At 45.2% G+C, this 22,573-nt stretch carries 24 protein-coding genes; 11 read left to right on the top strand and 13 right to left on the bottom strand.

Annotated features, from left to right (window positions below; all coding sequences use genetic code 11):
• Positions 1-77 precede the first annotated feature (77 nt).
• The 4 genes from argJ to ACSAZK_RS14515 form a co-directional block, all read right to left on the bottom strand.
• Positions 78-1,265, bottom strand: a complete 1,188-nt coding sequence (argJ, locus tag ACSAZK_RS14530; RefSeq protein WP_440954788.1) for a bifunctional ornithine acetyltransferase/N-acetylglutamate synthase — start codon at positions 1,263-1,265, stop codon at positions 78-80.
• Positions 1,266-1,462: 197 nt separating this feature from the next.
• Positions 1,463-1,927 carry a CBS domain-containing protein gene (locus tag ACSAZK_RS14525; RefSeq protein WP_048180178.1) on the bottom strand — a complete coding sequence of 155 codons (465 nt, stop codon included), beginning with the start codon at positions 1,925-1,927 and terminating at the stop codon, positions 1,463-1,465.
• 227 nt (positions 1,928-2,154) lie between these two features.
• The gene (argC, locus tag ACSAZK_RS14520) at positions 2,155-3,165 is read right to left on the bottom strand and encodes an N-acetyl-gamma-glutamyl-phosphate reductase (RefSeq protein WP_440954787.1); all 1,011 of its coding nucleotides are present in this window, start codon (positions 3,163-3,165) and stop codon (positions 2,155-2,157) included.
• Positions 3,166-3,390: 225 nt separating this feature from the next.
• Entirely contained in the window at positions 3,391-3,789 is a 399-nt protein-coding gene (locus ACSAZK_RS14515; protein WP_440954786.1) for a type IV pilin, read from the bottom strand.
• 274 nt (positions 3,790-4,063) lie between these two features.
• Here ACSAZK_RS14515 and ACSAZK_RS14510 point away from each other — a divergent pair, with 274 nt between their 5' ends.
• Positions 4,064-4,486 (top strand): nucleoside 2-deoxyribosyltransferase, encoded by a 423-nt coding sequence (locus tag ACSAZK_RS14510; protein ID WP_440954785.1) that lies wholly within the window; start codon positions 4,064-4,066, stop codon positions 4,484-4,486.
• A 393-nt stretch (positions 4,487-4,879) separates the two neighbouring features.
• On the top strand, positions 4,880-5,068 hold the full coding sequence (locus ACSAZK_RS14505) for a hypothetical protein (RefSeq protein ID WP_440954784.1): 189 nt from the start codon (positions 4,880-4,882) through the stop codon (positions 5,066-5,068).
• Between the two features lie 14 nt (positions 5,069-5,082).
• Here ACSAZK_RS14505 and ACSAZK_RS14500 read toward each other — a convergent pair whose 3' ends face one another.
• A complete protein-coding gene (locus tag ACSAZK_RS14500) occupies positions 5,083-5,409 on the bottom strand; it encodes a hypothetical protein (RefSeq protein WP_440954783.1) in 327 nt (108 codons plus the stop codon).
• A gap of 105 nt (positions 5,410-5,514) precedes the next feature.
• Between ACSAZK_RS14500 and ACSAZK_RS14495 the strand changes: the two genes are divergently transcribed.
• Together ACSAZK_RS14495 and ACSAZK_RS14490 are read left to right on the top strand one after the other, a co-directional pair.
• Positions 5,515-5,997 carry a GNAT family N-acetyltransferase gene (locus ACSAZK_RS14495; RefSeq protein WP_440954782.1) on the top strand — a complete coding sequence of 161 codons (483 nt, stop codon included), beginning with the start codon at positions 5,515-5,517 and terminating at the stop codon, positions 5,995-5,997.
• 579 nt (positions 5,998-6,576) lie between these two features.
• Complete coding sequence (locus ACSAZK_RS14490) at positions 6,577-7,035, top strand: Hsp20/alpha crystallin family protein (protein ID WP_440954781.1); 459 nt, start codon at positions 6,577-6,579, stop codon at positions 7,033-7,035.
• A gap of 621 nt (positions 7,036-7,656) precedes the next feature.
• Here the strand turns inward: ACSAZK_RS14490 and ACSAZK_RS14485 are convergent.
• Positions 7,657-8,844, bottom strand: a complete 1,188-nt coding sequence (locus ACSAZK_RS14485; RefSeq protein WP_440954780.1) for an MFS transporter — start codon at positions 8,842-8,844, stop codon at positions 7,657-7,659.
• 1,111 nt (positions 8,845-9,955) lie between these two features.
• Between ACSAZK_RS14485 and ACSAZK_RS14480 the strand changes: the two genes are divergently transcribed.
• Both ACSAZK_RS14480 and ACSAZK_RS14475 read left to right on the top strand, forming a co-directional pair.
• A complete protein-coding gene (locus ACSAZK_RS14480; RefSeq protein ID WP_440954779.1) occupies positions 9,956-10,303 on the top strand; it encodes a hypothetical protein in 348 nt (115 codons plus the stop codon).
• A 549-nt stretch (positions 10,304-10,852) separates the two neighbouring features.
• Positions 10,853-11,392, top strand: a complete 540-nt coding sequence (locus ACSAZK_RS14475) for a hypothetical protein (protein ID WP_440954778.1) — start codon at positions 10,853-10,855, stop codon at positions 11,390-11,392.
• Between the two features lie 282 nt (positions 11,393-11,674).
• On the opposite strand, the gene ACSAZK_RS14470 is transcribed toward ACSAZK_RS14475, so the two are convergent.
• Positions 11,675-12,280 carry a TIGR00296 family protein gene (locus tag ACSAZK_RS14470; RefSeq protein WP_440954777.1) on the bottom strand — a complete coding sequence of 202 codons (606 nt, stop codon included), beginning with the start codon at positions 12,278-12,280 and terminating at the stop codon, positions 11,675-11,677.
• Between the two features lie 189 nt (positions 12,281-12,469).
• Positions 12,470-13,708: a phosphoglycerate kinase gene (locus ACSAZK_RS14465; RefSeq protein ID WP_440954776.1), complete on the bottom strand. Its 1,239-nt coding sequence runs from the start codon at positions 13,706-13,708 to the stop codon at positions 12,470-12,472.
• A 256-nt stretch (positions 13,709-13,964) separates the two neighbouring features.
• On the opposite strand from ACSAZK_RS14465, the gene ACSAZK_RS14460 reads away from it, so the two are divergent.
• From ACSAZK_RS14460 to ACSAZK_RS14440, 5 genes are all read left to right on the top strand, one after another.
• Complete coding sequence (locus ACSAZK_RS14460; protein ID WP_440954775.1) at positions 13,965-14,594, top strand: uracil-DNA glycosylase; 630 nt, start codon at positions 13,965-13,967, stop codon at positions 14,592-14,594.
• Positions 14,595-14,789: 195 nt separating this feature from the next.
• A complete protein-coding gene (locus ACSAZK_RS14455; protein WP_440954774.1) occupies positions 14,790-15,086 on the top strand; it encodes an Hsp20/alpha crystallin family protein in 297 nt (98 codons plus the stop codon).
• A gap of 83 nt (positions 15,087-15,169) precedes the next feature.
• Positions 15,170-15,364 carry a 4Fe-4S dicluster domain-containing protein gene (locus ACSAZK_RS14450; RefSeq protein WP_440954773.1) on the top strand — a complete coding sequence of 65 codons (195 nt, stop codon included), beginning with the start codon at positions 15,170-15,172 and terminating at the stop codon, positions 15,362-15,364.
• 125 nt (positions 15,365-15,489) lie between these two features.
• Positions 15,490-15,681 (top strand): 4Fe-4S dicluster domain-containing protein, encoded by a 192-nt coding sequence (locus ACSAZK_RS14445; protein WP_440954772.1) that lies wholly within the window; start codon positions 15,490-15,492, stop codon positions 15,679-15,681.
• Positions 15,682-15,949: 268 nt separating this feature from the next.
• Positions 15,950-16,966, top strand: a complete 1,017-nt coding sequence (locus ACSAZK_RS14440) for a sodium:calcium antiporter (protein ID WP_440954771.1) — start codon at positions 15,950-15,952, stop codon at positions 16,964-16,966.
• 156 nt (positions 16,967-17,122) lie between these two features.
• Here ACSAZK_RS14440 and ACSAZK_RS14435 read toward each other — a convergent pair whose 3' ends face one another.
• The 5 genes from ACSAZK_RS14435 to ACSAZK_RS14415 all read right to left on the bottom strand — a co-directional run bounded on the left by ACSAZK_RS14435 (position 17,123) and on the right by ACSAZK_RS14415 (position 22,261).
• The gene (locus tag ACSAZK_RS14435; RefSeq protein WP_440954770.1) at positions 17,123-17,464 is read right to left on the bottom strand and encodes an ArsR/SmtB family transcription factor; all 342 of its coding nucleotides are present in this window, start codon (positions 17,462-17,464) and stop codon (positions 17,123-17,125) included.
• Positions 17,465-17,575: 111 nt separating this feature from the next.
• Positions 17,576-19,018, bottom strand: coding sequence for an S-layer protein domain-containing protein (locus ACSAZK_RS14430; protein ID WP_440954769.1), 1,443 nt, complete (start codon positions 19,016-19,018; stop codon positions 17,576-17,578).
• Between the two features lie 258 nt (positions 19,019-19,276).
• Positions 19,277-20,743 (bottom strand): HEAT repeat domain-containing protein, encoded by a 1,467-nt coding sequence (locus ACSAZK_RS14425; RefSeq protein ID WP_440954768.1) that lies wholly within the window; start codon positions 20,741-20,743, stop codon positions 19,277-19,279.
• Positions 20,730-21,590 (bottom strand): hypothetical protein, encoded by an 861-nt coding sequence (locus ACSAZK_RS14420; RefSeq protein ID WP_440954767.1) that lies wholly within the window; start codon positions 21,588-21,590, stop codon positions 20,730-20,732. Before ACSAZK_RS14420 ends, ACSAZK_RS14425 begins: the two co-directional genes overlap by 14 nt.
• On the bottom strand, positions 21,587-22,261 hold the full coding sequence (locus tag ACSAZK_RS14415; RefSeq protein ID WP_440954766.1) for a helix-turn-helix transcriptional regulator: 675 nt from the start codon (positions 22,259-22,261) through the stop codon (positions 21,587-21,589). The genes ACSAZK_RS14420 and ACSAZK_RS14415 overlap by 4 nt, the downstream gene beginning before the upstream one ends.
• Between the last annotated feature and the right edge of the window lie 312 nt (positions 22,262-22,573).

Genomic DNA, 22,573 nt, shown 5'->3' with positions numbered 1-22,573 from the left:
AGGTTAATTTATTTTCATTTTATATAACATTGCCCGAACCCGGGGAGCCGACTCATTTCTGCGGCCCATTAAGGCCATCAGGTGGTATATTCGGCATTGATCCGGACATAGTCGTACGTGAGGTCACAGCCCCAGGCGGTTGCCGATTCCTCGCCCATTCCCAGGTCAAGGGTGATGACGATTTCCTCAGCTGCCATGATCTTCTTCAGGAGCCCGAGGTCTGCAAAGCCGGAGATATCCCCCGCTTTCACAAGCTCGACTTCCTCTCCCCCGCCTATGAAGGAAAGGGAAAGTTTGTCCTGCTCAAGTTCGGCTCCCGAGTACCCGGCAGCAGCTACGACCCTACCCCAGTTAGGGTCTTTTCCGAAAATCGCAGTCTTCACAAGGGGAGAGCGGACTATGGCTTTTGCAGCCAGCCTGGCGTCTTCATACTCTTTCGCACCCGTTACCCTGGCTTCGACCAGTTTAGTGGCGCCTTCCCCGTCTTTTGCCATCTTTTTTGCAAGCTCGGTGAGTACGTAAAGGAGCCCCTCCTCAAACTCGTCCAGGCATTCCAGGCAGGGTTTGATCCCGGATTTGCATGTGGCGGTGAACAGCACCATATCATTCGTACTGGTGTCCCCGTCCACAACAACCATATTGAAGCTTTTTTCCACAGCCTTGCGGAGCGCCGCGTCCAGCACATCGGCAGGCACTTTAGCATCAGTGTAGACAAAGCAGAGCATTGTCCCCATGTTGGGCTCAATCATCCCGGAACCTTTTGCAATCGCCCCTATCCTGACCCCGCAGTCAAGTTCTACGGCAGCTTCTTTTGGAACCTTATCCGTGGTCATGATAGCCTTTGCAGCCGCCTGGCTGCAGCCGGGGGAACTCCCCATAGCCCCGAGCACTTCAGGAAGCTGCTTTTCGATCAGCCCGAGGTCAAGCCTCCTTCCGATTACCCCTGTGGACGCAACGGCAACCAGTTCGGGGTCAAGGTCAAGTTTTCCGGCAAGCATCGACGCCATTCCCATTGCGTCAAGGTAGCCATCGTCTCCGGTAAAAGCATTTGCATTCCCGCTGTTCACGATCACGGCAGAGAGATGGTTTTCGGTTTCGATTCGCTGCCTGGTCAAAAGCACCGGAGCCGCAGTGACCTTATTCCTGGTAAAGACGCCCGCAGCCGGCCCTTCCGCAAGAATGACCACGAGCCCCGTCTTTCCTTCCTTGATTCCGTTCGCGGACACGCCCTGGACCGCACAGATACCACCATCTATTTTCTTCATGGAAAACCCCCTGTCCAATCTCCCTTCAGTTTAATAAGTTTCATTTTATAATTCAATTTGGACATCAGATCCATTCACAAATCAGATCCATTCACAAATCAGATCCATTCACAAATCAGATCCATTCACAAATCAGATCCATTCACAAATCAGATCCATTCACAAATCAGATCCATTAGCATATTAGTCTATGGCACTCAGATTTTTGAAATTCCCTGGATTATATCCCCGCGGGTGACAATGCCAACAACGCGTTCTTCTTCAACAACAGGAAGCCTGTTGATCCTGTGCCGGATCATAAGCTCGGAAGCTTCCTCTACGGACGCTTCGGAAGAGATAGTGTAAACGTCCTTCTTCATAATCTCCCCGACCTGCCTTGTGCCAATGTCCGAGAGCATTTTCTTGGTCTCCTCCCAGCTAAGGAGTTCCCTGATCGGGACCTCGATCACCTCAAAGGGACTCGGAAGCCAGAGCCCTCCGTGTTCGGGGAGAACCAGGAGTTTGAGCAGATCGGCTTCACTCACGATTCCCACAAGCTTTTCGTTCTCAATGACCGGAGCCCCGCTAATATCGTGTTCTTTCAAGATTTTTGCGGTGTCGCGGACACTGTCTTCAGGCTTACAGAAGACCACATCCGGATTCATGACATCTTTTACCTTCATCTGACTACCCCTGAAATGGATTCCATTCTTTATTTTTATACGTCACCAGTTATATGTTCTCGCCTGCCCTGCGGCCTGCAGACCTGTCAATTCAGATGTTTCAGCACAGTATAATAACTACCAGCAAGGTAGATAACTGTCAGCACAGTACATAACTGTCAGTTCAGACATTCAATGCAATAACGTTAGCACAGACAGGAAGCTGCCTGGGGAACACTGTGTTTAATTTACGGTGCAGTTGCAGGTATCCAGAGCCCGCGGGTCTCTTCAAGCCCGAACATCAGGTTCATATTCTGGATTGCCTGTCCTGATGCCCCTTTTACCAGATTGTCAATTGCCGAGAGCACTACCACACGGTTGTTTTCCGCATCCGCCTCAAAGCCAATGTCACAGAAGTTCGAACCCCGGACTGCAGTGAGGGACGGGACTCCCGGGAGCCGCACAAAGGGTTTGTCCCTGTAAAACTCCTCATAAAGCGCCTGTACATCCCCTGTTGAAAGGGGCTCTTTAGTAAAGATATGGGCGGTTGTGAGGATGCCCCTGATAGTGGGGATCACATGAGGAGTAAAACTGATGTTCCTGAGATTTCCGTCGAGCCGGTTCAGTTCCTGGACAATTTCTGCCCTGTGCCTGTGTGCGGTGAGCTTGTAAGGGATTATATTTTCCGCAATGTTGGGATAGTGGGAAGTTCCCGAAGGGCTTATGCCCGCTCCTGAAATCCCGGTTTTGGAGTCGAAAATCGCCATGTCTATAAGCCCTGCTGCCGCAAGGGGGGCTGCCGAGAGGATCGCACCCGTAGGAAAACAACCCGGGTTTGCAACCAGTTGTTCTTTTGCAGCCTCAGGATGAAGTTCCACAAGTCCGTAGACAGCAGTTCTCGGGTCGGCATGATTAAGGTCGTAAACTTTTTCGAATACCGAAGTCTCAAGCCTGTAATCAGCGCTCAGGTCTATTACTTTCGTATTGTCATCGAGCAGTTCGGGGACGTAGTTCATCGCAGTCCCGTGGGGCACCGCAACAAACACAACATCACAGCGTGCCCTTATCTCTTCAGGGTCCGGGTTTTCATACCTGAGATCCAGAAAGCCTTCAAGGTGCCTGTGGGTACCTGCTACGGGTTTTCCTGCAAGACTCCGGGAAGTGGCAAGCTCCGGTTTAACGTCAGGGTGATTAACCAGTAAGCGTAAGAGTTCTCCTCCCGTATATCCGGAAGCTCCTATAATTCCTGCCTTGATCATGGTCTTCACTCACCTGTGTAATGTGTGAACCATATGATTAAACTTGTTATTGGGAAAGACAGCTGAGAGAGGACCAAAAGCCCCTTTGGGGCAATAAACGGTTCAGAGAGTTGAAACTAATTTTAATAGAATGCTTTCGAAATAAATTAACCGCGGAACTTGAAAAAATAATTATCAACTAAAAATTGAAAATATTAAAAAAATAAAAATACAATCTTATTAAGGCTAAATCGTGACGTGAACAGGCACATGGAGGTCCTGATAGCTTACAAGTGTTCCAAAATTGCGGTCAACGACTTTTATGATGACTTCGTCCCTTGACCCGAATTCTATGGGTGGGAGCCCCACTTCATTCAGGTTAAGGAGTTTTGAATCTCCCACCTCAAGGTCTCCAAGTGAAGAAGCATCAAGCAAATAACTTTTCCCGTTAACATACAGGAAAACTCCCAGAGACCTGCTGTCGAATTCCAGGCAGTCCCCGCCCATATGCCTGAACTCCACCGTACTTTCATTAACAAAGAAAATGTCAAGATTTACTGTCGGACAGGGTTCCCCGGAGTATCCATTAAATCCCGGGAAAACTACTGCAGCGAAAAGAGCAGCCAGGATTAAAATAATTATCATAGATATAAAAGATCCAAAGACCTGGCCCCAAGCTCTGGAATTCTTAAATAGCTTTTCTATAAAAAACACACAACACCACCATTTCTGAATAAGTGTTAATATATTCAGGCAACTCATTTAAAATTTTTTGTGCGTGAGGTGAAAGATATAACATTTAAACATATTTAATATTTGAATGTTATAAGAACCAGCAAACTATTTCACGAACCATCCCCTTTCCTTTTCAGGAAATCCCGTGAAAAAAATATCTTAAAAAGTGGCGGAGGAAAAAAACTTGAAAGAAAAAAAGACAATTTACCTTGCAGGCCCCCTTTTCACCCAGGCGGAACTTGAATTCAACCGGAAATTAAGGGATATGCTCCTTAAGAAAGGCTTTGCAGTCTTTTTGCCCCAGGAAGATGCCGAAGACGCAAAAAAAGAGCATGAACGCCAGAACCAGAAATATATTTTCCAGCGCTGTGTGGAAGGAGTGGACGATTCGGACTTTGTGGTCGCAGTCCTTGACGGTGTGGATGTAGACTCGGGCACGGCCTGGGAAATCGGCTACGCTTACGCAAAAGGCAAAGTAATAATTGGGCTCCGGACCGATTTCAGAGAACTTTCTAACGGTATAGTAAACCTGATGATTGAAGTATCTGCAGACACCCTGGCCAGGAATGAGGAAGAACTGCTGGAAACGGTCGAAAAATTCCTGTAAACTTACCTTCATTAAACGGACCGTTTACAAATCCGGACACCGGAAACTTCTCATTTGCTTAATTTTTGACTTTTGATTCGTTTTACCCTTTATCTCTTTTCATTTTGTTCATTTATATTAGCAGATATCCGTTAGTATCGGCGCCCTTTCCATTATTAGATCAAGAAAGGTATTAAAAAGATAAGAGAGAATTAACGCCGATAACAGTCATATAAATGACTTTCTATTTTGGACTTCCCATAAAATTATTCCATTTCCCAAAATTAGGATTACTCGAAAAGTCCATAATTACAGACAAAAATTCAAATTGCGAAGCCATAATCTATAATGATTTTTAATTTAAAAAATGCTTATATGGAATGTGTGACATATTAATTATTGGAGGTTAAGAAAATGACCTTTCCGAATGGATACTCTTTCATGAAAGTGGAAACTTCTCAGGGACCTGAAGTGCACGTGTCCCAGTTCGGTGAGCTGGTGAGAGTTGTACCCTGCGATTCCCGAGGGGAATCATCCAAGAATTGTATGAGGCTGGCAAGGAGCTATGCCAACGACTTGATACACAAAATCGAGTCAACATAATATATAACTAAAAATTAAAGGGAAACTAAAAAAGATATAAAAGTTATCCGACTTTTTCTTTTTGTTTCGGATTTCTTATCCTTTAACTCCTTTTTTGAAAACCCAGGTGTTTTTGAGTTTTTTAATGGTTCAATGCTTTTTAACCAGAGGTCCGAATTATCCAGCCAGAACCTGTTGAATTCGTTTATCCAGGTAAATTCGTTTATCCAGGTAAATTCGTTTATCCAGGTAAATTCGTTTATCCAGGTAAATTCGTTTATCCAGGTAAATTCGTTTATCCAGGTTAATTTGTCTATTTTTGAACAGGCCGGGACCGAACTTTCTCTTTTATAAATAGCCAATATGCCTTCATTTCATCTGCTTCCCCAATCCATAAATATATCTGAGTGTAATTTTAATTTTAGAATAATAAAAAATTAGTAAATAAAAATCGGGGACGAGTAGGATTGATCAGAACTTGCAGAGAGAGCGAACTTGAAGACCTTGTAAGGATATGGTATGAAGCATCCGTACTTTCACATGCCTTTATGCCAGCGGAGTTCTGGGCGGAACAGAGGGGTGCAATGAAAGACACCTATCTGCCTGCTGTGGAAAACTGGGTTTTTGAGGAAGATGAGAAAGTTCAGGGTTTTATTTCCCTGATCAACGGAAGAATATGCGCCCTCTTTGTCAAACCCGGAATGCAGGGAAAAGGGATAGGAACAGCACTTATCAAACATGCTAAAGCCCTGAAAGGAAACCTTTCCCTAAAAGTGTACCTGGAAAATGGAAATGCCCTTCATTTTTACGAAAAATGCGGTTTTGTGCCCGTTTCCGAAGAAACGGACGAATACACCGGGTTCAAACAGTTTTTGATGGAACTGGAAGAGGAGAGGCAGCCAGGGGAGCCACAACTCCTTTCCAGAACCGAAGAACTTACGGGTTTTTGACCCGATTTTTTGCCCCTTACAGTGGCCCGAAGTCCACAAAGTCCAGTAGAATATTCAGCAGGAAAAAAAGAAATCTTGCACCTGATTACCGGAAAAACTGGTTCTACGGCTATTTCAAAAACTAATTTTCAATAATTAAATAGTTTTTACCGAAAAGTTTAAATATTAAGAATACTAACTATAGGATAGTAACTGGATGGCATAACCACCATATAGTAACCCACCAGCAGTAACTGTATGGTAGTATCCACCAGTTAACTCATAAAAGCGACCTACAAGATACAGATCGAAGGCGGGATTACCGTCTTCAAAAAAAAGTCCGCTTCAGCAAGGAGGCGGATAAAAAGTTCCAAACTCCCATGCCATCATGCCTGCGAAAACGGAAAAATGACATTAATTTCAGTAACGAATCTCCATCCCTCGGCTGAAGATATTCGTTTTCACAGGCAGCCTCCTGTGGCAAGGAAAAAAACGGCATCAAAAATAACCTTACATTCACCCAAATTCAACGAAAAACTGCGATTAAAAGAAAATCCAGAAATCAAAGTATCCAGAAATCAAACACAGAGGACATCGTAAATGAAACTGCCGATCAAAAGAACACCACGTGACGTATACACCTGGGACCCGTTTGATGAGATCAGAAGAATGCAGGAATATATGGACCAGATGTTCAGGACTTTCCCGGCTCTTGAAAACAGGGTAGGCGGAGATGTCTTATCCCCCCTCACAGATGTGATGGAGGAGGATGACAAAGTAACCGTCACGACTGACATGCCAGGTATTGAGAAAGAAGGCATCGAACTGAGCCTGAAAGACAATGCCCTGGTAATCAGTGCAGGCCACGGAAAAGAAGAGGATAGCGAAAAGGAAGGCTACATCCGAAAAGAGCGCACCTACACCCGCTACCACCGGGAAATCCTCCTTCCGGAAGGCGTAAGCGAAGAAGGAGCAAGCGCCAAACTCCACAACGGAGTCTTAACCGTCACTCTTCCGAAACTGAAAAAAGAAGCCGGAAAGAAGATCCGGATCGAGTGAGAAGCGACTGCCATAACCAGAGGTACTGCTAAGAAAATTGCTGCCTCAAATACCACAAAACGATGAAAACGATAGATCCGATAAGGCCAGGTAAAACAGTACCGATAAAACCACCAAAACCACTAAAACCACATCTGCCGAAAGGACTTGCAGGTTATCAAACCTGCGGGCCAACCTTCCCGACAATTAACCCTTCATACTCAAATCCGGCACTGACTTCGATTCCGATCCACTAAAAGCAATCCACTACAGAAGCAATCCACCACCAAAAACGATCAAAAACGGGTCAAACACACTGAATTCAATCCACTACAAAAACGGCCCACCGCTAAAAACGATCAACTCAAACCTCAAATCGTCAAGAAAAGATAACTCCATTGAAAAACTCCTGTGTTAAAAAACTCCTGTGTTAAAAAACGATTTTTCCTCCTACCAATCACCTCCACCTTTATTTCTCTATTTTTTATTTTTTTGTGTGTCCACTATTTTTCATCACTTATTCCCATTAGAAGTTTCCATCACTTCTATCCATCACTATTTTCCATCCCGGTTGCTCAATTACCCTAAAACTATCCTGTACAGATGCCCCTGCACAATATCAGGCAAAAAAGATGGAAGATTTCAACATCTTCCAGGCTCTTCGACCTTTTTCATCACCACGAAACCCGCAAGGAGCATGAGGAGGGCACAGGCGTAAAACGGGGTTACGAAGGTCATGTACCCGGCAAGGAAACCCCCGAATATTGGGCCGATAGCCATCCCCGCAGCCTGGGCTGTGGTAATGATGCTGAGCTTCGAACTGGTGAAGGAACCGTTGGAAAGGTCGGCTGCAAGAGCCATCGCAGGAGTGTCAATGGAAGCTACGAGAACGCCCTGGAGAGCCCTGGCGAGAATTAGCTGGTTTACGCTCGTGACATAACCCATGACCACAACCAGGGGAATGCTCAGGAAAAGCCCGCTTACGATCAGTTTCTTCCGCCCGATCCTGTCGGAAAGGCTCCCGAGTGGGGTCTGGAAAAGAAGCCTTGCAAAGATGTAGGCTGAAACGGCAACCCCGAGGGAAAGCTCGGAAGCTTCCAGCCGGACCTCATATTCGGGGAGGAGGGCGACAATCATCATTATTCCCACCATCATCATGAGCATGGCTCCTGCAAGGGAATAGATGGAGACAAGCCCGTTTCCGCTGCTTTCTTCGGGAACCGGCTCCACGGGACCCCGGGTCTCTTTCACAAAAACATTTACCAGCACTAAGCTCACAATGCCCAGGAAAGCGCAGAAATGAAAACCAGCTTCAAAACCGTAATAGCTGGCAATTGCCCCCCCTACGATTGGCCCGAGCCCAAAACCTACCCCCCGGATGGTGGTATAGATCCCGACGGCCCTTCCCCTGGTCTCGGGGGAAGAGATGTGAGTGACCATTGCAATGACCGCAGGAATGGTTGCCCCTACGGTTATGCCCTGGAGCAGGCGGATGAAGAGCAGCTGCTCGTAGTCGGTTACGAAAGAATAAAGGAGTGAAAAAAACGTGTACCCGATCAGCCCGAAGAGGACAAAAGGCCTCCTGCGGTCAATTTTATCAGAAAACCGGCCCATCAGGGGCTGGGTAATGGCACTGAAAAGCCCAAAACCTGCGGTTACGAGCCCTGCTTTTGCGACCAGAGGAAGCCCGGTAAAAAACGAAGCCCCAAGGTCAGCGATATATAAGGGAATAAGGGCTACCAGCATCCCTGAGCCCAGGTCTTCACAGAACCTAGAAAGGGACAGGACGTAGAGTTCCGGATTTATGTCTTCAAAAGAATTCCGGTACATTTTTCGTTGCGGGAAACAGGTTTTCATTCTTATTCTCGGGTTTATTTATAAGGTCTGTTGGATTTAAACGTTATATCATGGGGTATAAAAGATTATATTTTGAAGCTAGTTTAATAGTCATCGATTTTGTTCTGCTTATGTTGATGACAATAAAAAATTGAAAAATGGTAAAGGGGGAGTTAACCTTAAATGCCAAATTTTTTTTGGATGCAGGAGATATGCTGGCTGAACTGCCTCCCTTCAAAGACTAAAGAATCCAATTTTAATCCATCACAAGCAGCCTAACAAAAGTAAATTTCTCTATTCAGAGTTTCCAATTAAAATAAGAAAAATAATTTTAGAACTTTCAAAATTAATCTAAAAGTTGTTTTTTTGTACGTATATGTAAGATTTATTCAAGTTACTTCTTCTTTAAAAGTTACAAATATAAAAGAAATTAGTATTCCTACTTTATAATTATTATCTAATATAGTTAATTAAATTCAAATTAGCATTAAAAAGTAGTCTACTTTTCAGTACATAAGTTACTTTTGTGAATATATATTATTAGAAGAATATGAATAGAAAATAACTCGAATTAAAAATGAAAAACTAGGCTGCAATAATATAAGTACATAGAAATTTAGGACACATGAATAGAATATAAATAAACCACAAAAATTTGGATTCTTTAAAAGTGCATTATCTGTAAAAGGTAGGTGCTAGCATCGCGTCAAAGGAAAAATGTCGCATAAAATCGGTTACATAGATTCAGTATTGCCCAATACTTGATGATTGGCGTGACACTAGATTGGAAGATAAAAGAATGTTAAGAGTGGAATTATTTGATAACATTATTTTTACTTTCTTTGATAACCCTATTGTCCACTACATATCTTCTCAATGTTTCAAGAACAAAGTTCCAAGTTTTAAATTCAGAAATTCTGTTTATAGATAATTGAATCTAAAGCCTTTAAACTAATTCGTAGGAGCTTGTGACCAATATATGGCAAGAGGTTTTTGTCAAAGGTGTAATAAGGATAAACCAACCAGTACAGGAGGTTTTTGTCCTTATTGTATGACCCACACGAAAACGTATTATGCGGACCAGCCACGAGAAAATTTTATAACCATGGGGGGTTTCAAAAAAACTACGATTGAGCCAGAGGCATTTATTGTTTATGCACCCAAAGAGCCACACAAGAAAAAAGACAAAAATTTATTCAAAGATAAATCTAAAAGAGTAAAAAAATCACGGGGATCATTTACCCATAACCGCAATCAATGGGGTAGTTCTTGGGGTATTTCTCAAGTCAAGAAAAAGAAGGCAGATGTGCTCGTTTTGCGAGATACAATCAATAACTCGCAGACACAATCAGCAAATGAACATCCTAGAAATTTCATTTGTGATAACTGTGGTAAAAGATTTTCAAACCAAACAGAACTAGAAGAACATGTCACAGCCAGAAAACTTCGATAAAAATACTATAACCTTCAATTCATTGTTATTTGAGCAAATATAACGGTAGATCGTAGAGCAACCTCCCTTTTATCTTTTTGTGGAGGCTGTTTGTGGGATAAAGATCAAAGAAGGGTCAATTAGGTTTGCTTGCTACATTGATACATCAAGGAGGATGTGGGAAGATCTGTATTTCTCCTCTCCAAGCCAGGTAGATACGCACGTATAATAATATTTTAGAACTTTCTTCATAACTGGTGTATTAAAATTTAACTTTCCCTCCATCGCTTTTTCCTTAAGACACCTTAGTTCGCTTCTGTGCTTGATTCCTATTTTTCGGGCTTCTTCAGGAGTTAAAGTCAAAATAAAATTTTTTATCCCTTCCTAATTAGCGAAAATGTGAGATTTTGTTACATCCAAAGGATGATCCTCAATATTATTTGCTTTCTCCTAATATCGTTTAAGAAAATTGCTCAAGCATCATTATTGGAAGAGTTAGGATTTTATCCCACTCAAAGCATATAGAAGTATTTTTATATGTAAGCATCATTACCCTTATAAGAAAACAGTATGCAGGATGTACAAGCAGATATCGAAGTCATGAATGAATTATTTGAACAGCGTAAAGAAAATTTGGGCAGATTTGCCTCACTTCTAAATATTTTACTTATTCTAACTGCATTTTATTTTACAATTATAAGTTTTACACTCGAAGCAATAGGTAAAAACGGTACTACCTTAACTACTGTTGCCAGCGGAATTATTAGAAATCCAAATATTATTCTATGTTTTTTCTTTATAGTGCTAACTTTTGTAGCTATAGTTCTAAATATGGTTCATGCATTCAGCTACAACAAGGTAATAAAAAAGGCAGGTTCAGTCCAATTTATAGAAAATAATGAACTCCCACAATACAATATGAAATTATTTTCAGCAATTAAAGTGCAAGGGATTTCTTACGCATTTGCATCTGGCTCAATTATGTTTTCATTTTTTTCCCTATGTAATTACTTCCTAAATGAAAGTGGTTTCTTCTGGTTTCTTTTGGTCCTTCTAATTATAGATTGCGTGTTTTTTATTATGTTATCCTTCCTTATCTTAAGTGATTAAGCTCATCCTAAAACTCAGAGTTTACTTTCATCCCAAATAATAGATTAACTTCCTGATTCTGAAAACACTTCTGGAGATTGTTAATCAAATACAACCAGAAAAATACTCATATCCAGACATCTTTTTCATTTCTTTTTGCTGAGGGCCGCCAGACAAGCTGGCGGAGGCACCCCTATAAAATCTAGACTGAAAAACGGTTTTCGGGGCTAAAGGAAATAATCCAGATATTCGATTTCCCCTGCGCGGCACGGAAAAAATCCAGAAAACGCCGCAGCCGGAAATTCAGAACTTCTCTTCGAACACTTCTCCCCCGGCTTCCATTTCCTTGAAGATCTGCCCTTCAAACCAGTAGACTTCCGCCCCTGTAAGCCAGGCGTCAGGAGACAGGCCGGCTTTCAGGCATGTATGGCTCAGGAAATCGAGAGCGTCAAAGTTGTTTTCAGGGGCGACCTGGGGGAGCAAAAGACCCTGGTAGAAGCCCTGTTTTACAATGAGCCCATGCCTTCCGATCTCGATCAGTTCGGGAAGCTCCTCGGGGATGGCATCTATTTTTTCCGGGGGGGTGAGGACAGTTACCTCTACGACAATTTCCTTCATCTCGTCTTTTCCGACGGGAGGGAACCTGGGGTCCCGGGTTGCTGCCGATATTGCGGAATCGACAATTGCCTCTTTAAGCGGGGAATCCGGGTACGGATGTCCTATACAGCCCCTTAGCAGCCCGTGTTCGGTAAGCGTGACAAATACACCCCGCTGTTCCTCGAAGACGGGCGAGAGGTCAAAATCCCCCAGCGGGGGTTCAAAGTCTTCTTTTCCTGTTCCTTCAAAGTACGATTCGATGGTTGCCCTTGCAAGTTTAACTGCAGTCCTTCCTTCTGTTTCCGTAAGCATGTATGAACCAACACCCCTTGTTTGAAAATCAATAACAAAACATCAAAGCATCAAAACATCATAACATCAAAACGTCAATAACATCATAAAATCATAACATCAATAACATCAATAACATTAACAACATCAATAAATAAATAAGTAAGTAAAAAGTAAGTAAAAATTACGGAAGAAATATTCACAAAATCGTCACAATTTTTTGGCTTCCTGGTACTTTCGGGCAGCGGCTTTCAGGGCTTCGACCCCGGGCAGGTTTTCGCCTGCAAGGTAATCGATGCAGGCCCCTCCGCCGGTGCTGATGTGGGAGAAACGGTCCCCCAGGCCCAGGTGAGCGACTTCTGCGGAAATGTGCCCGCCCCCTATGATGGAAAAATCGGACTTGACCGCAGCCTTGATGATTTCGTGGGTCCCAAGGGCGAAATTCTCGATTTCCGAGACCCCCGCGGGCCCGTTAAGGACAACGGTTTTTGCATTTTCGATTTCATTGGAAAATTCCACAATGGTTTCCAGCCCGAGGTCGTTGATCGGGAGGGAGTCGGGGCCAAGTTCTGAGACCTGCACCTCAACCCTTTTCTTTCCGTCATTAAGGGCAACGTCCTTTGGAAGCCCGATCCGGTCCTCGAATTCTGAAAGTAATTCCCTTGCCAGATCTATCTGGGGTTCGTAGCCCTGAGACCTTATAAACTCCAGGTTGATTTTCCCTATGTTCACCCCGGAAGCCTCAAGAGCCACGTTTGCAACCACGCCGGTGAAAAGAACTTTATCCGCTCCACCGCTGGAAAGCACGTTTTTAGCCACTTTGAGGGAATCGTCCACCTTGGCTCCTCCCAGCACGAAGATGCAGGGCCTCTCCCCGCCTTTTATACCCCTGTCCAGGGAAATAATCTCCTTTTCCATTACCCTGCCCGCGCCTGTCGGAAGGACTTCGGTAAAGCCTACCACGGAGAGGTGAGACCTGTGAGCTACCGCAAAAGCATCGTTCAGGAAAATATCCACAAAAGGTGCCAGTTTTTTTACCAGGTATGTCTCCGCATGTTCGGCTGCAGGCCTGGAAAGGGTCTCTTCCGAATAGAACCTGACATTCTCGAGCATGAGGACATCCCCGTCTTCCATGGAAGCGATATGGGTCTTTGCAAAGGTCCCGAAGATATCGTCCACATATCGGACCTCCCTGCCCAGGTGCTTGCTCATCAGGTGGGCATGGGGCTTCATGACGGTGAAGTCCTGTTTCCCCGGCCTGCTCTGGTGCGCGAGCAGGACGACTTTCGCAGTTTCAAGGTCCTTCAGGGTGGCAATATGGCTCCTTATCCGCATATCGTCCAGGATGTTCCCATCCGGATCCATGGGAGAGTTCAGGTCAACCCTTACAAGAATTGTCTTTCCGTCTATGTCAAAGTCATCGATCGTAAGAAAGTCTCTGGAAGTCATGTACCCTCAGCACGCCTTTGTGAATAATTAATAAAAGTCAAGATATTTATCTACGTTTTTTGTTTGCTCAGCAATGTTTACCTTTGTCTAAGGATTTTTTCCATAAATAAGTTTGTTCTAATTTAAAGCTCACGAGAGGGGGATCGATTTTATACAAAACTTTTAAAAAATAACAAAATGTAGACCTGGCAGGGAAAGAAGCTTACAGGAGCTGCTTAAATACTTTCAGGAAAAATGCTAGAGAAGGTGGAAAGCCGTGGCAGCCGTTGAAAAAAACAATGACGATTTTGAAAAAAATAATAATCTCGGAAAGAGAGCTGATTTTGAAAAAGAGGTTCGGGAACTTGTGGAGACAGGATATTCGGGCGTTGAGGAAGCCATTCTTGCCTGTAAAAACTGCCCTCTCCATGAAACCGCAACCAACAAGGTAATAGGAAAAGGCTCCAGCACCCCGAAAGTGCTTTTTATAGGGGAAGCTCCCGGAAAAAACGAGGACGAAAAGGGAATCCCTTTCTGCGGAAGAGCCGGAAAAGAGCTTGACAAAATGCTTGAATATATGAGGCTTTCGGAGGAGGAATGGGCCGTGATCAACACCCTCAAATGCCGCCCCCCGGAAAACAGGAACCCGAAAAAAAGCGAGCTTGAAGCTTGCAAACCCTTCCTTACCGCCCAGATTACCCTTCTCGACCCAAAAGTTGTAATCCTCCTGGGAAACACCGCCGAAAAAGCCTACTCCCCCGGGAAAAAAATGGAATGGGGAGTCCCCGAAGAAATTAACGGAAGGATGGTCCTGAAAATCTACCACCCGGCAGCCCTCATTTACACCCGCTCAAGGATAGAAACCCAGCACGCCCTTATAGACAAAAACAGAGGGCTCTGGGAGTGACAGGAATAAAAATTCGAGGAAAAGGAATTTCGGGAACAAATATTTGCTCCGGCATAATTTGTTCCGGCATTACTTAGCCGGCATTATTTGTCCAACGTTTTGTCCGGGATTTATTGTTCACAAATTATAAATAAAGCGATCCAGCTATTATTATTTGGACTTTATTCTGGAATTCCTTTGGAGGGGGGATGAAGAATGGCAATGGTAAAAATGTCTCCTGACGTGTTTTCATGTTCGGACGATCAGGGAAACATGGATATCGAAATCGACCTGCCGGGAGTCGAGAAAGAAAGCATCGAGTTCAAGATGGTCGAAGATGGGTTCTTTATCAGGGCAAAAAGGGAAGAAACCGGGGTTGAATATGTAGGAACCTACGCTTTCTGCTGTCCGGTTATCCCGGAAAAAGCCGTGGCAAAATACTCAAACGGAAAACTCATAGTGACAGCTCCGTACAGGGAAGCTCCGGATACCGTGGACGTCAAGATAGATTGAGACTAAAAAGAGTGGGACTAAAAGAGCGGGATTAAAAGAATGGGATTAAAAGATTGAGAATAATATGAAAATGGGGGAGAGGAATGTATCCTGTAATTGATTATAAAAAATGCACCGGAGCCCTTGCATGCTACGAGGTCTGCCCAGCTGACGTTTTTGATGCGAGAGAGAAAGAGGAAGTGAAGAGAGCAATAGTGACCCGTCCCGACGACTGCATCGAATGTGAACAGTGCGCGGATGCCTGTCCGGAAGACGCCATCGAACTTGTTGAAGACTGAAATTACGGGAAAAAATCTATTGGAAACATATTGGAAACATATTGGAAACATATTGGAAACATATTGGAAATCCATTGAAGCTCTTAACAAATATCGAGAAAATAAATATAAATTGGGGGTTAGAAATGTATCCGAAAATCGATTACGACAAATGTGTAGGTTCACTTGAATGCTATGACGTCTGTCCCACAGACGTATATGACGTGGAAGAAACGGAAGATGGGAAGAGGGCAAAGGTAGCCCGCCCCGATGACTGCACCGAATGTGAGCAGTGCATCGATGTCTGCCCGACGGATGCCATTGAACTGGTGGATTGAAACGGACGCAAAGGTGCCCTATTTTTCCCATTTATTTCTGTTTTTATTATTTTTATTCCCGCTATTTTTTCCGGATTTGTTTTCACCGGACGTTTTTTGAACAGAGTGATCTGAAAATAAGATAGAAGCAGAGTGATCTGAAAGTAAGATAGAAGCAGAGTGATTTGAAAGTAAGATGGAAGTAAACTGGAAGAAAGTCCGAAAGAAGTAGGAAGGAAGCTGCAAGAAAGTCGGAAGAAAAGGGGAAAATGGGGGAAGTGGGAAAGCAATGGACCTGCCTGCTGCAGTGACACTCTTTATAATCTCTACTGCTGTTATAGGGGTAGCGGGGACCCGGTTGGGCAGGACCGCGGACCAGCTTGCAGACCTTACAGGCCTGGGAGAAGCAATGGTAGGAGGAATACTCCTCGGGGCGATTACCTCCCTTTCTGGAATCATAACCTCAATTACCGCCGCAGCCCAGAACCACCCGGAACTTGCGGTCAGCAATGCAGTTGGGGGAATTCTTGCCCAAACAACCTTTCTTGCCCTTGCCGACATCAGCTACAGGAAAGCAAATCTGGAACATGCGGCGGCGTCCTACACAAGCCTGATGCAGGGAATGCTCCTGATAATCCTGCTCTCCTTCATCCTTCTTTTAGCCTTTTCTCCTGAAGTTTCGGTGATAGGAATCCATCCGGCCTCGGTCCTTGTGATACTCGCATATGTTGCAGGGATCCGGCTTATCTGGAGAGCGAAGGCGAGGAAGATGTGGGCTCCGAAACATACGGCTTTTACCGTCGAAGACAGGGTCCGCTACTTCGAAAGCGAGACCCTGAACAAAAAGAGCGTTTCGGCAAGGTTCCTGATACTCGCAGCTGCCGTAGCTGTAGCAGGTTACATGGTTGCACAAACGGGCATTGTCATCGCCGAGGAAACCAGGCTTTCGGAGACCATCGTAGGGGGGCTGTTTACGGCCGTGTCCACCTCGCTTCCAGAACTTATAGTCACCTTTTCGGCAGTGCGGGAAGGAGCCCTGACCCTTGCCGTAAGCAACATCGTGGGAGGAAACACTTTTGACGTGCTCACCGTGGCTCTCGTGGACTTTGCCTACTCGGAAGGTTCCGTATACCACGCCTTTACCGGCGGCCAGACTTTCATAATCATCCTGGCCCTGATCCTGAGCGCGATCCTGGTAATGGGGCTCCTGGACAGGGAAAGGCACGGCATAGGAGGGATAGGCTGGGAAAGCTTTTTGATCCTCGTCCTTTTTGTGGGGGGCTACTTTGTCCTGATATTTACCTGAGCCGGTTTAAGGCTTAATTCTGCTAAGGCTTAATTCCGAACCATTCCTGGCTGACGAAGTTCACCCCCGGCAAAGTTCACCCCTGGCAAAGTTCACCCCTGGCAAAGTTCACCCCTGGCAAAGTTCACCCCTGGCAAAGTTCACCCCTGGCAAAGTTCACCCCTGGCAAAGTTCATCCAGAGTGCCACAAATTGAAGAACATTCATTTGTTTTTGCCCGGGGAAGCAGTAAAATTGGCTGCTCCGAAAAAGCGTAGACTTTAATTTTACGGCCTTTACAGCTCCATTTAACTGTCATGACTTTAATCAGGCCAGCTTCTTCCAGCGCGTCAAGGTTGTACTTAAGGGTGTTCAGGCGAAGATCGAGTTCTGCTGCAAGCTCGCTTGCAGACATCTGTTTTTCCCGGAGATGTTTGAGGATCTGCATTGAAAGGGGCCTTGAAAGAGCCCTTGCAAGCAGTGGAACATCCTCAGGCAGTGACAGAACCTGCAGTGGCATCAAATCTTCAGTTATTTCCAAATCTTTCAGCCTCCTTTCCAGTTTTCGGAAGCAAAGAACCCAAAAACATTACATTTTTTCATTGTATCTCAATTTTCATTGTATCTCAATTTAAAACGTTAATTTGCTTTTCATTGTGATACACCTCCACAGGTCCCGGCACCATGAAGTGAACGATCCTGTACTTTTGTCAGTGGACTTTCCCGGTTCCTTTCCGGGAGTGCCGGAGGAAGAGGAATCAGCAACGGAAACATTTTCGAAAACAAGACTTCCCGGGTTAGATTCATCTGCTCCGCTTATGATTTCCTCAAGTGTAAGCTCTCCAAATTTGTCCCCGATATTGAGAGTTCTGGCATTTGCATAATCAATAAGCCAGATGCCGTCGATCCAAACAATTCTTTTTTCCATACCCACGAATACCTGTCTGACATGGACTTTCATGACAACAATATCGTTTTCACCCTGAACATTGTCAAGGGCAACAGTCCATGTCTTATTGTTCTCGGAATCAACTGAGATATTCTGGTCAGCGACATGTTGTCCGTCCCTGGTGAATTCGAGCCAGACCTTCCCACCATCAATATTATCAATAATCTGCCTGGCTTCGAGAGCGTAGCCATGGCCAAGATCGAGTTTTTCGCCGGCTTCGAGGGTGTACGTATCATTACTGTCAAGAACCAATCCTGCAAGCTTGTTAACGTGTGCTTCCCGGATATCACCGTTGTTGGCGAGCAACGGAACATAGTTTTCCCCAAATAAATCGATTACCGGATATTGTTCATTAGACCAGCTTCCGCATTCATAATTGGTGCCCACGACATTATAAATATTATCAGCAAGCGGGTTCTTTTTGAAAACAAGACATCCCGGATTAGATTCATCTACTCCGCTAATGATTTCCTCAAGTGTGAATTCTCCGAATTCATCCCCGATATTAAGGGTTTTGACATTTGCATAGTCAATGAGCCAGATCCCGTCGATCCTGACTATTCTCTTTTCTACACCCACGAATAACTGGTTGACATGGACTTTCATCACAACAATGTTGTCTTCACCCTGGACGTTGTCAAGGGCAACAGACCAGGCCTTGTCATTCTCATCACTAACTGAGATAGTTTGATCACCGAGATATTGGCCGTCCCTGGTAAATTCGAGCCAGACATTCTCACAGTCAATATCGATCTGCCTGACTTCAAGAGCATAACCATGACCGAGGTCAAGAATTTCACCGGCTTCGAGAGTGTACGATTCATTGCTGTCAAGAATCAATTTGGCAAGCTTGTCAACGCTTGAATCCCGGATATCATCGTTGTTGGCGAACAACGGAACATACTTATCTCCAAATAAATCGATTACCGGATATTGTTCATTGGACCAGCTCCCGCATTCATAATTGGTGCCCACAACATTACAAACGAGGGTTCTACTGCTAACAGTATCTGCTGCACTTACAGTGTCTACCGCATTTACAGTATCTGCTGCACTCACAGTGCCTGCTGCAATTGCAATTAAGAAAGTAAGAGCAGCCAGTGAAACGATTGTATATTTCTTCATATTCTTGTTTTCTCCTTATTCCTGCAAATAGCAGGATGTTGAGCATAGCCTCCGGATTTTATCAGTCCAGAGCGCTTTAATTTTACAAAGTTTTTAATTTTACAAATTTTCATGAAAGTTTAGAGTGATATTCAAAATCTGGCATAGCCTCCACTAATATTTGGCCAGTATCAATCAAAGACCTGGAAAAATCTTGAAATGATCCCGCTTCGAAACTTGTTTCATTTAATCCATATTATCACAATCCAAACACCTTGATTAAGAAGAGGAAGAAGAAGAGGAAGAGGCATTCACTGCCTCACCTCCCTCGATATTTCCAAGTGCTTCTTCCGCGACAGTCCTGACGTTCCGGTATTCATCCATGTCCGTGCTGATCCGGCGCAGGCCTTCGGCAGCTTCGGGTCCTCCGAGTTTCCCGAGAGCCCTGACCTCTGCCGCCCGGACATCCATTTCCCTTTCGGTTTCGAGTGCCATGAGAAGGGGACTAACAGCTCTTTCGTCCCCGAGTTTTCCAAGGCCCTCCGCAGCACTTCGCCTGACTCTATAGCTTTCATCCCCAAGCAACGAAATCAGAGGATCAACCGCCTTTGGATCTCCGATTTCTACAAGAGAATGTACAATCTCCGACCTTACTAACCAGGCCTCATCCTCAAAAAGGGAAATAAGAGAGTCCACAGCCCCAGGATCTCCAATATCTCCCAGGGCTTTAACGGCAGCAACCCGGAGGTTCTGGTTCTTATCCTGAAGGAGTTCTTCAAGGGGAGGTACTGCTTCTTTGCTTCCGATCCTTCCAAGAGAGCAGGCAGCAGCTTCCTGTACCTCAGGTTCCTTGTCCCCAAGAGCATTGATCAGGGGCTGTTCTGCTGGGGCAGCTTCTTCAGGCTCAAAATGCCCAAGGCAGTAAGCGGCTCCCCTTCTTACCTCGGGAACCCTGTCATCCAACATTTCAAGCAGGAAGGGGACTGTTTCAGGGTTCCGGTAACCCCTAAGTGCAGCTACAGCGTTGGTTCGGGTTGTGGGGTTCCTGCTGTCCAGCAGCGCAGTGAGCTCTCCAAAAACCTGTTCACTTTTAAAACTACCAAGGATAGTGGCTGCCGAAGGTCCAAGTTTTTCATCAGCTAATAAGTCGAGAAGGGGATCAACAGCCCTCGGATCTCCGATTTCTGCAAGGGAATACATAACTTCACGGCGTACATCGTCATTATCACTATCCAGAATTTCGGCAAGAGGTTCGACAGCCCTGGGATCACCCAGTCGCCCAAGAGCGATCACAGTATAGCGAACCACCTCTTCGTCTTCATCTTCCAGGAGCTTTATCAAAGGCTCAACGGCTTTCGTGTCGCCAATCAAACCAAGCGAATAAGATGCATTCATACGGACCTCCGGAGAAGGATCGTCGAGAATCTCCAGAAGAGGGGGCGCAGCTTTTTGAGCCCTTATTTCCCCGAGAGCATGAGCAGCAAGGCTTCGCACCTGGGGATCATCGTCTTTTAATGCTTTAATTAGTGAATCCACTGCGGGTTCCCCGATATCGACAAGTCCGTCAACTGAGGCATAACTGATACTCGGGTCCTCATCCCCAAGCCCCCGGACCAGTTTCTCCACCCTGGCCTCAAGAGGGTCCTGGCCAAGGCAGCCGGCACAGGTTCCTGCAAGCAAAATAAAGAGAACCAAAAGTTTTGCCTTCCCACAACTGAGAAGTTCATATCGCTTAATCATACGCATCACCTGCCTCCTCTCCCGGAGGGAGCAGCAATTCGGCAGAAACCACCTGATCCTGCCACGTGGAAGTTACATTAATCCTGAAGCGGTCCTCGCTTCCTCCGATTACCACATTCTGGACAGGCATGTATGATTCTCCGGAGGGTTCCCCATGGGCGATTTCCACAATTGCGTAGGGATAGTCTGACCAGGCCCACAGGGCACTCTTATCATTGTCTCTCACATAGTAAGTCCTTGAAGATGTAAAGGCCGTCTTCCCGGTACGTTCGTTTATCACGGTCAGGTTTGTGGACACATCCCGCGCGGAGCTTAGCCCGTGGTTGATAAGGTAGCCATATATCCCGTAAACATCAGAGCTTCCCATACGCTCCTTTTCATACTCCAGTTCCAGAAAGAGCTCAGGAGGAGGGACCTCCACGACCATCGCAGACTTATCGAGCAGCCTGGAATCCTCAGAAACCTTAACCTCTACTTCATATTCTCCCGGAAGCTTATAGCCAAGCATTACACTGACCGTATTATTTCCGGGGAGAAGTTTAACAGGCTTCTGAAGTGAGACAAGCTCGGCACTCCACAGAGACTCCGATTCATTGGAAATGATCAGCCTTGAGGTCGAATAGCTTTCCCCGTTCTCATCCACAAAAGCATTTTCTACCTCGAGCCACACGTCCACGGGTTCTGAGCCGTTGTTCAGAAGCACAATGTCCAGCTGTCCCCGGCTGCCGACTCCAACAGGAGGAGCAGTCATATCCGCGATATGCACATCAGCCCCTGTTCCGTAATACCAGAAGAGCCCCAGTGCCAGTATAAGGATGGCAACTGAAAGCGTAATCAGAACATCTCTCTTCATTTCATCTCCCCCTTCGTTCCGATATCACCTGAAAGTTCATCAGCTATCGAAATGCAGTTGGTAAGCCCGTATTTCTTCTTGTCTATTATGCCCCTTCGTTCCAGGTTCATGAGCACGCGGGAAACCTTGGCCTTGGAAAAACCAAGGGAGTTGACCAGTTCGTTCTGGAGAATCCTTCCCCCTCTTTGCACAATAAGTTCAACGGCTTTCCTTTCGTCTCCTTCAAGGGCTCGCAAAAGAACATCTGTAGGCGCAATATTATCCGCAGCAGGCCGGAGTTCCTCAGGGGAATTATCAGGAGAATTATCAGGGGAATTCCCATTTTCAGGAGAATTCTCACGGAAATTTTCAAGGGAATTATCAGGGGAAACTTCAAAATTCCCCATTGGGACTGCCTCTGCTGCAAGATTGACTGCCGTTCCCTGCCCTGCAGGCCCCGGCAAAAGAGAAACAGACCCGGAAAACCCCAGATAATGCAGAACCTGAGCCAGAGCCAGACCCCCTAAAAACCCGGAAAAAAGGAGAATATACGCTTCCTTTACAGTATACACATAAGGGATATCCACAACCTTGAACGTATCTCCTTCAAGCTGGATCACCACCGGGGAGTCTTCAAGCAGAAGATTAATGGCGACAGTGCTCGAAAGAAGCAGGATACCCACAGCCAGCACAAATCTTTTCCTTTCCTGGGTCGTACAATCACCTCATTTTCTACCCCCCAATATGTACGAAACAAATGTTATAATTTTAGTGTGACCAGAGGCTAAGACGTTTCAGAATTCTGAAACCACCGGTAACTGATGATGAAAACTATTCAGGCCATCATATTTGAAAATTAGAGGAGCTGAAGGAGACAAATGGAAAATATTTCAGAAACAGTGAATAGGTCTTCCTACGTTCCGTCATTGATGCTTTTGAGAAAAGAAAAAAGAGAAACATTTTTCAATTTGCTTTTCAAGTACCGGCGCTCTCACCGGTCAGCT

The organism is Methanosarcina sediminis (assembly GCF_052056915.1).
GTDB lineage: Archaea > Halobacteriota > Methanosarcinia > Methanosarcinales > Methanosarcinaceae > MTP4.
Note: the sequence above shows the minus strand (reverse complement) of the source record. Positions and strands in the feature narration are given on the sequence as shown.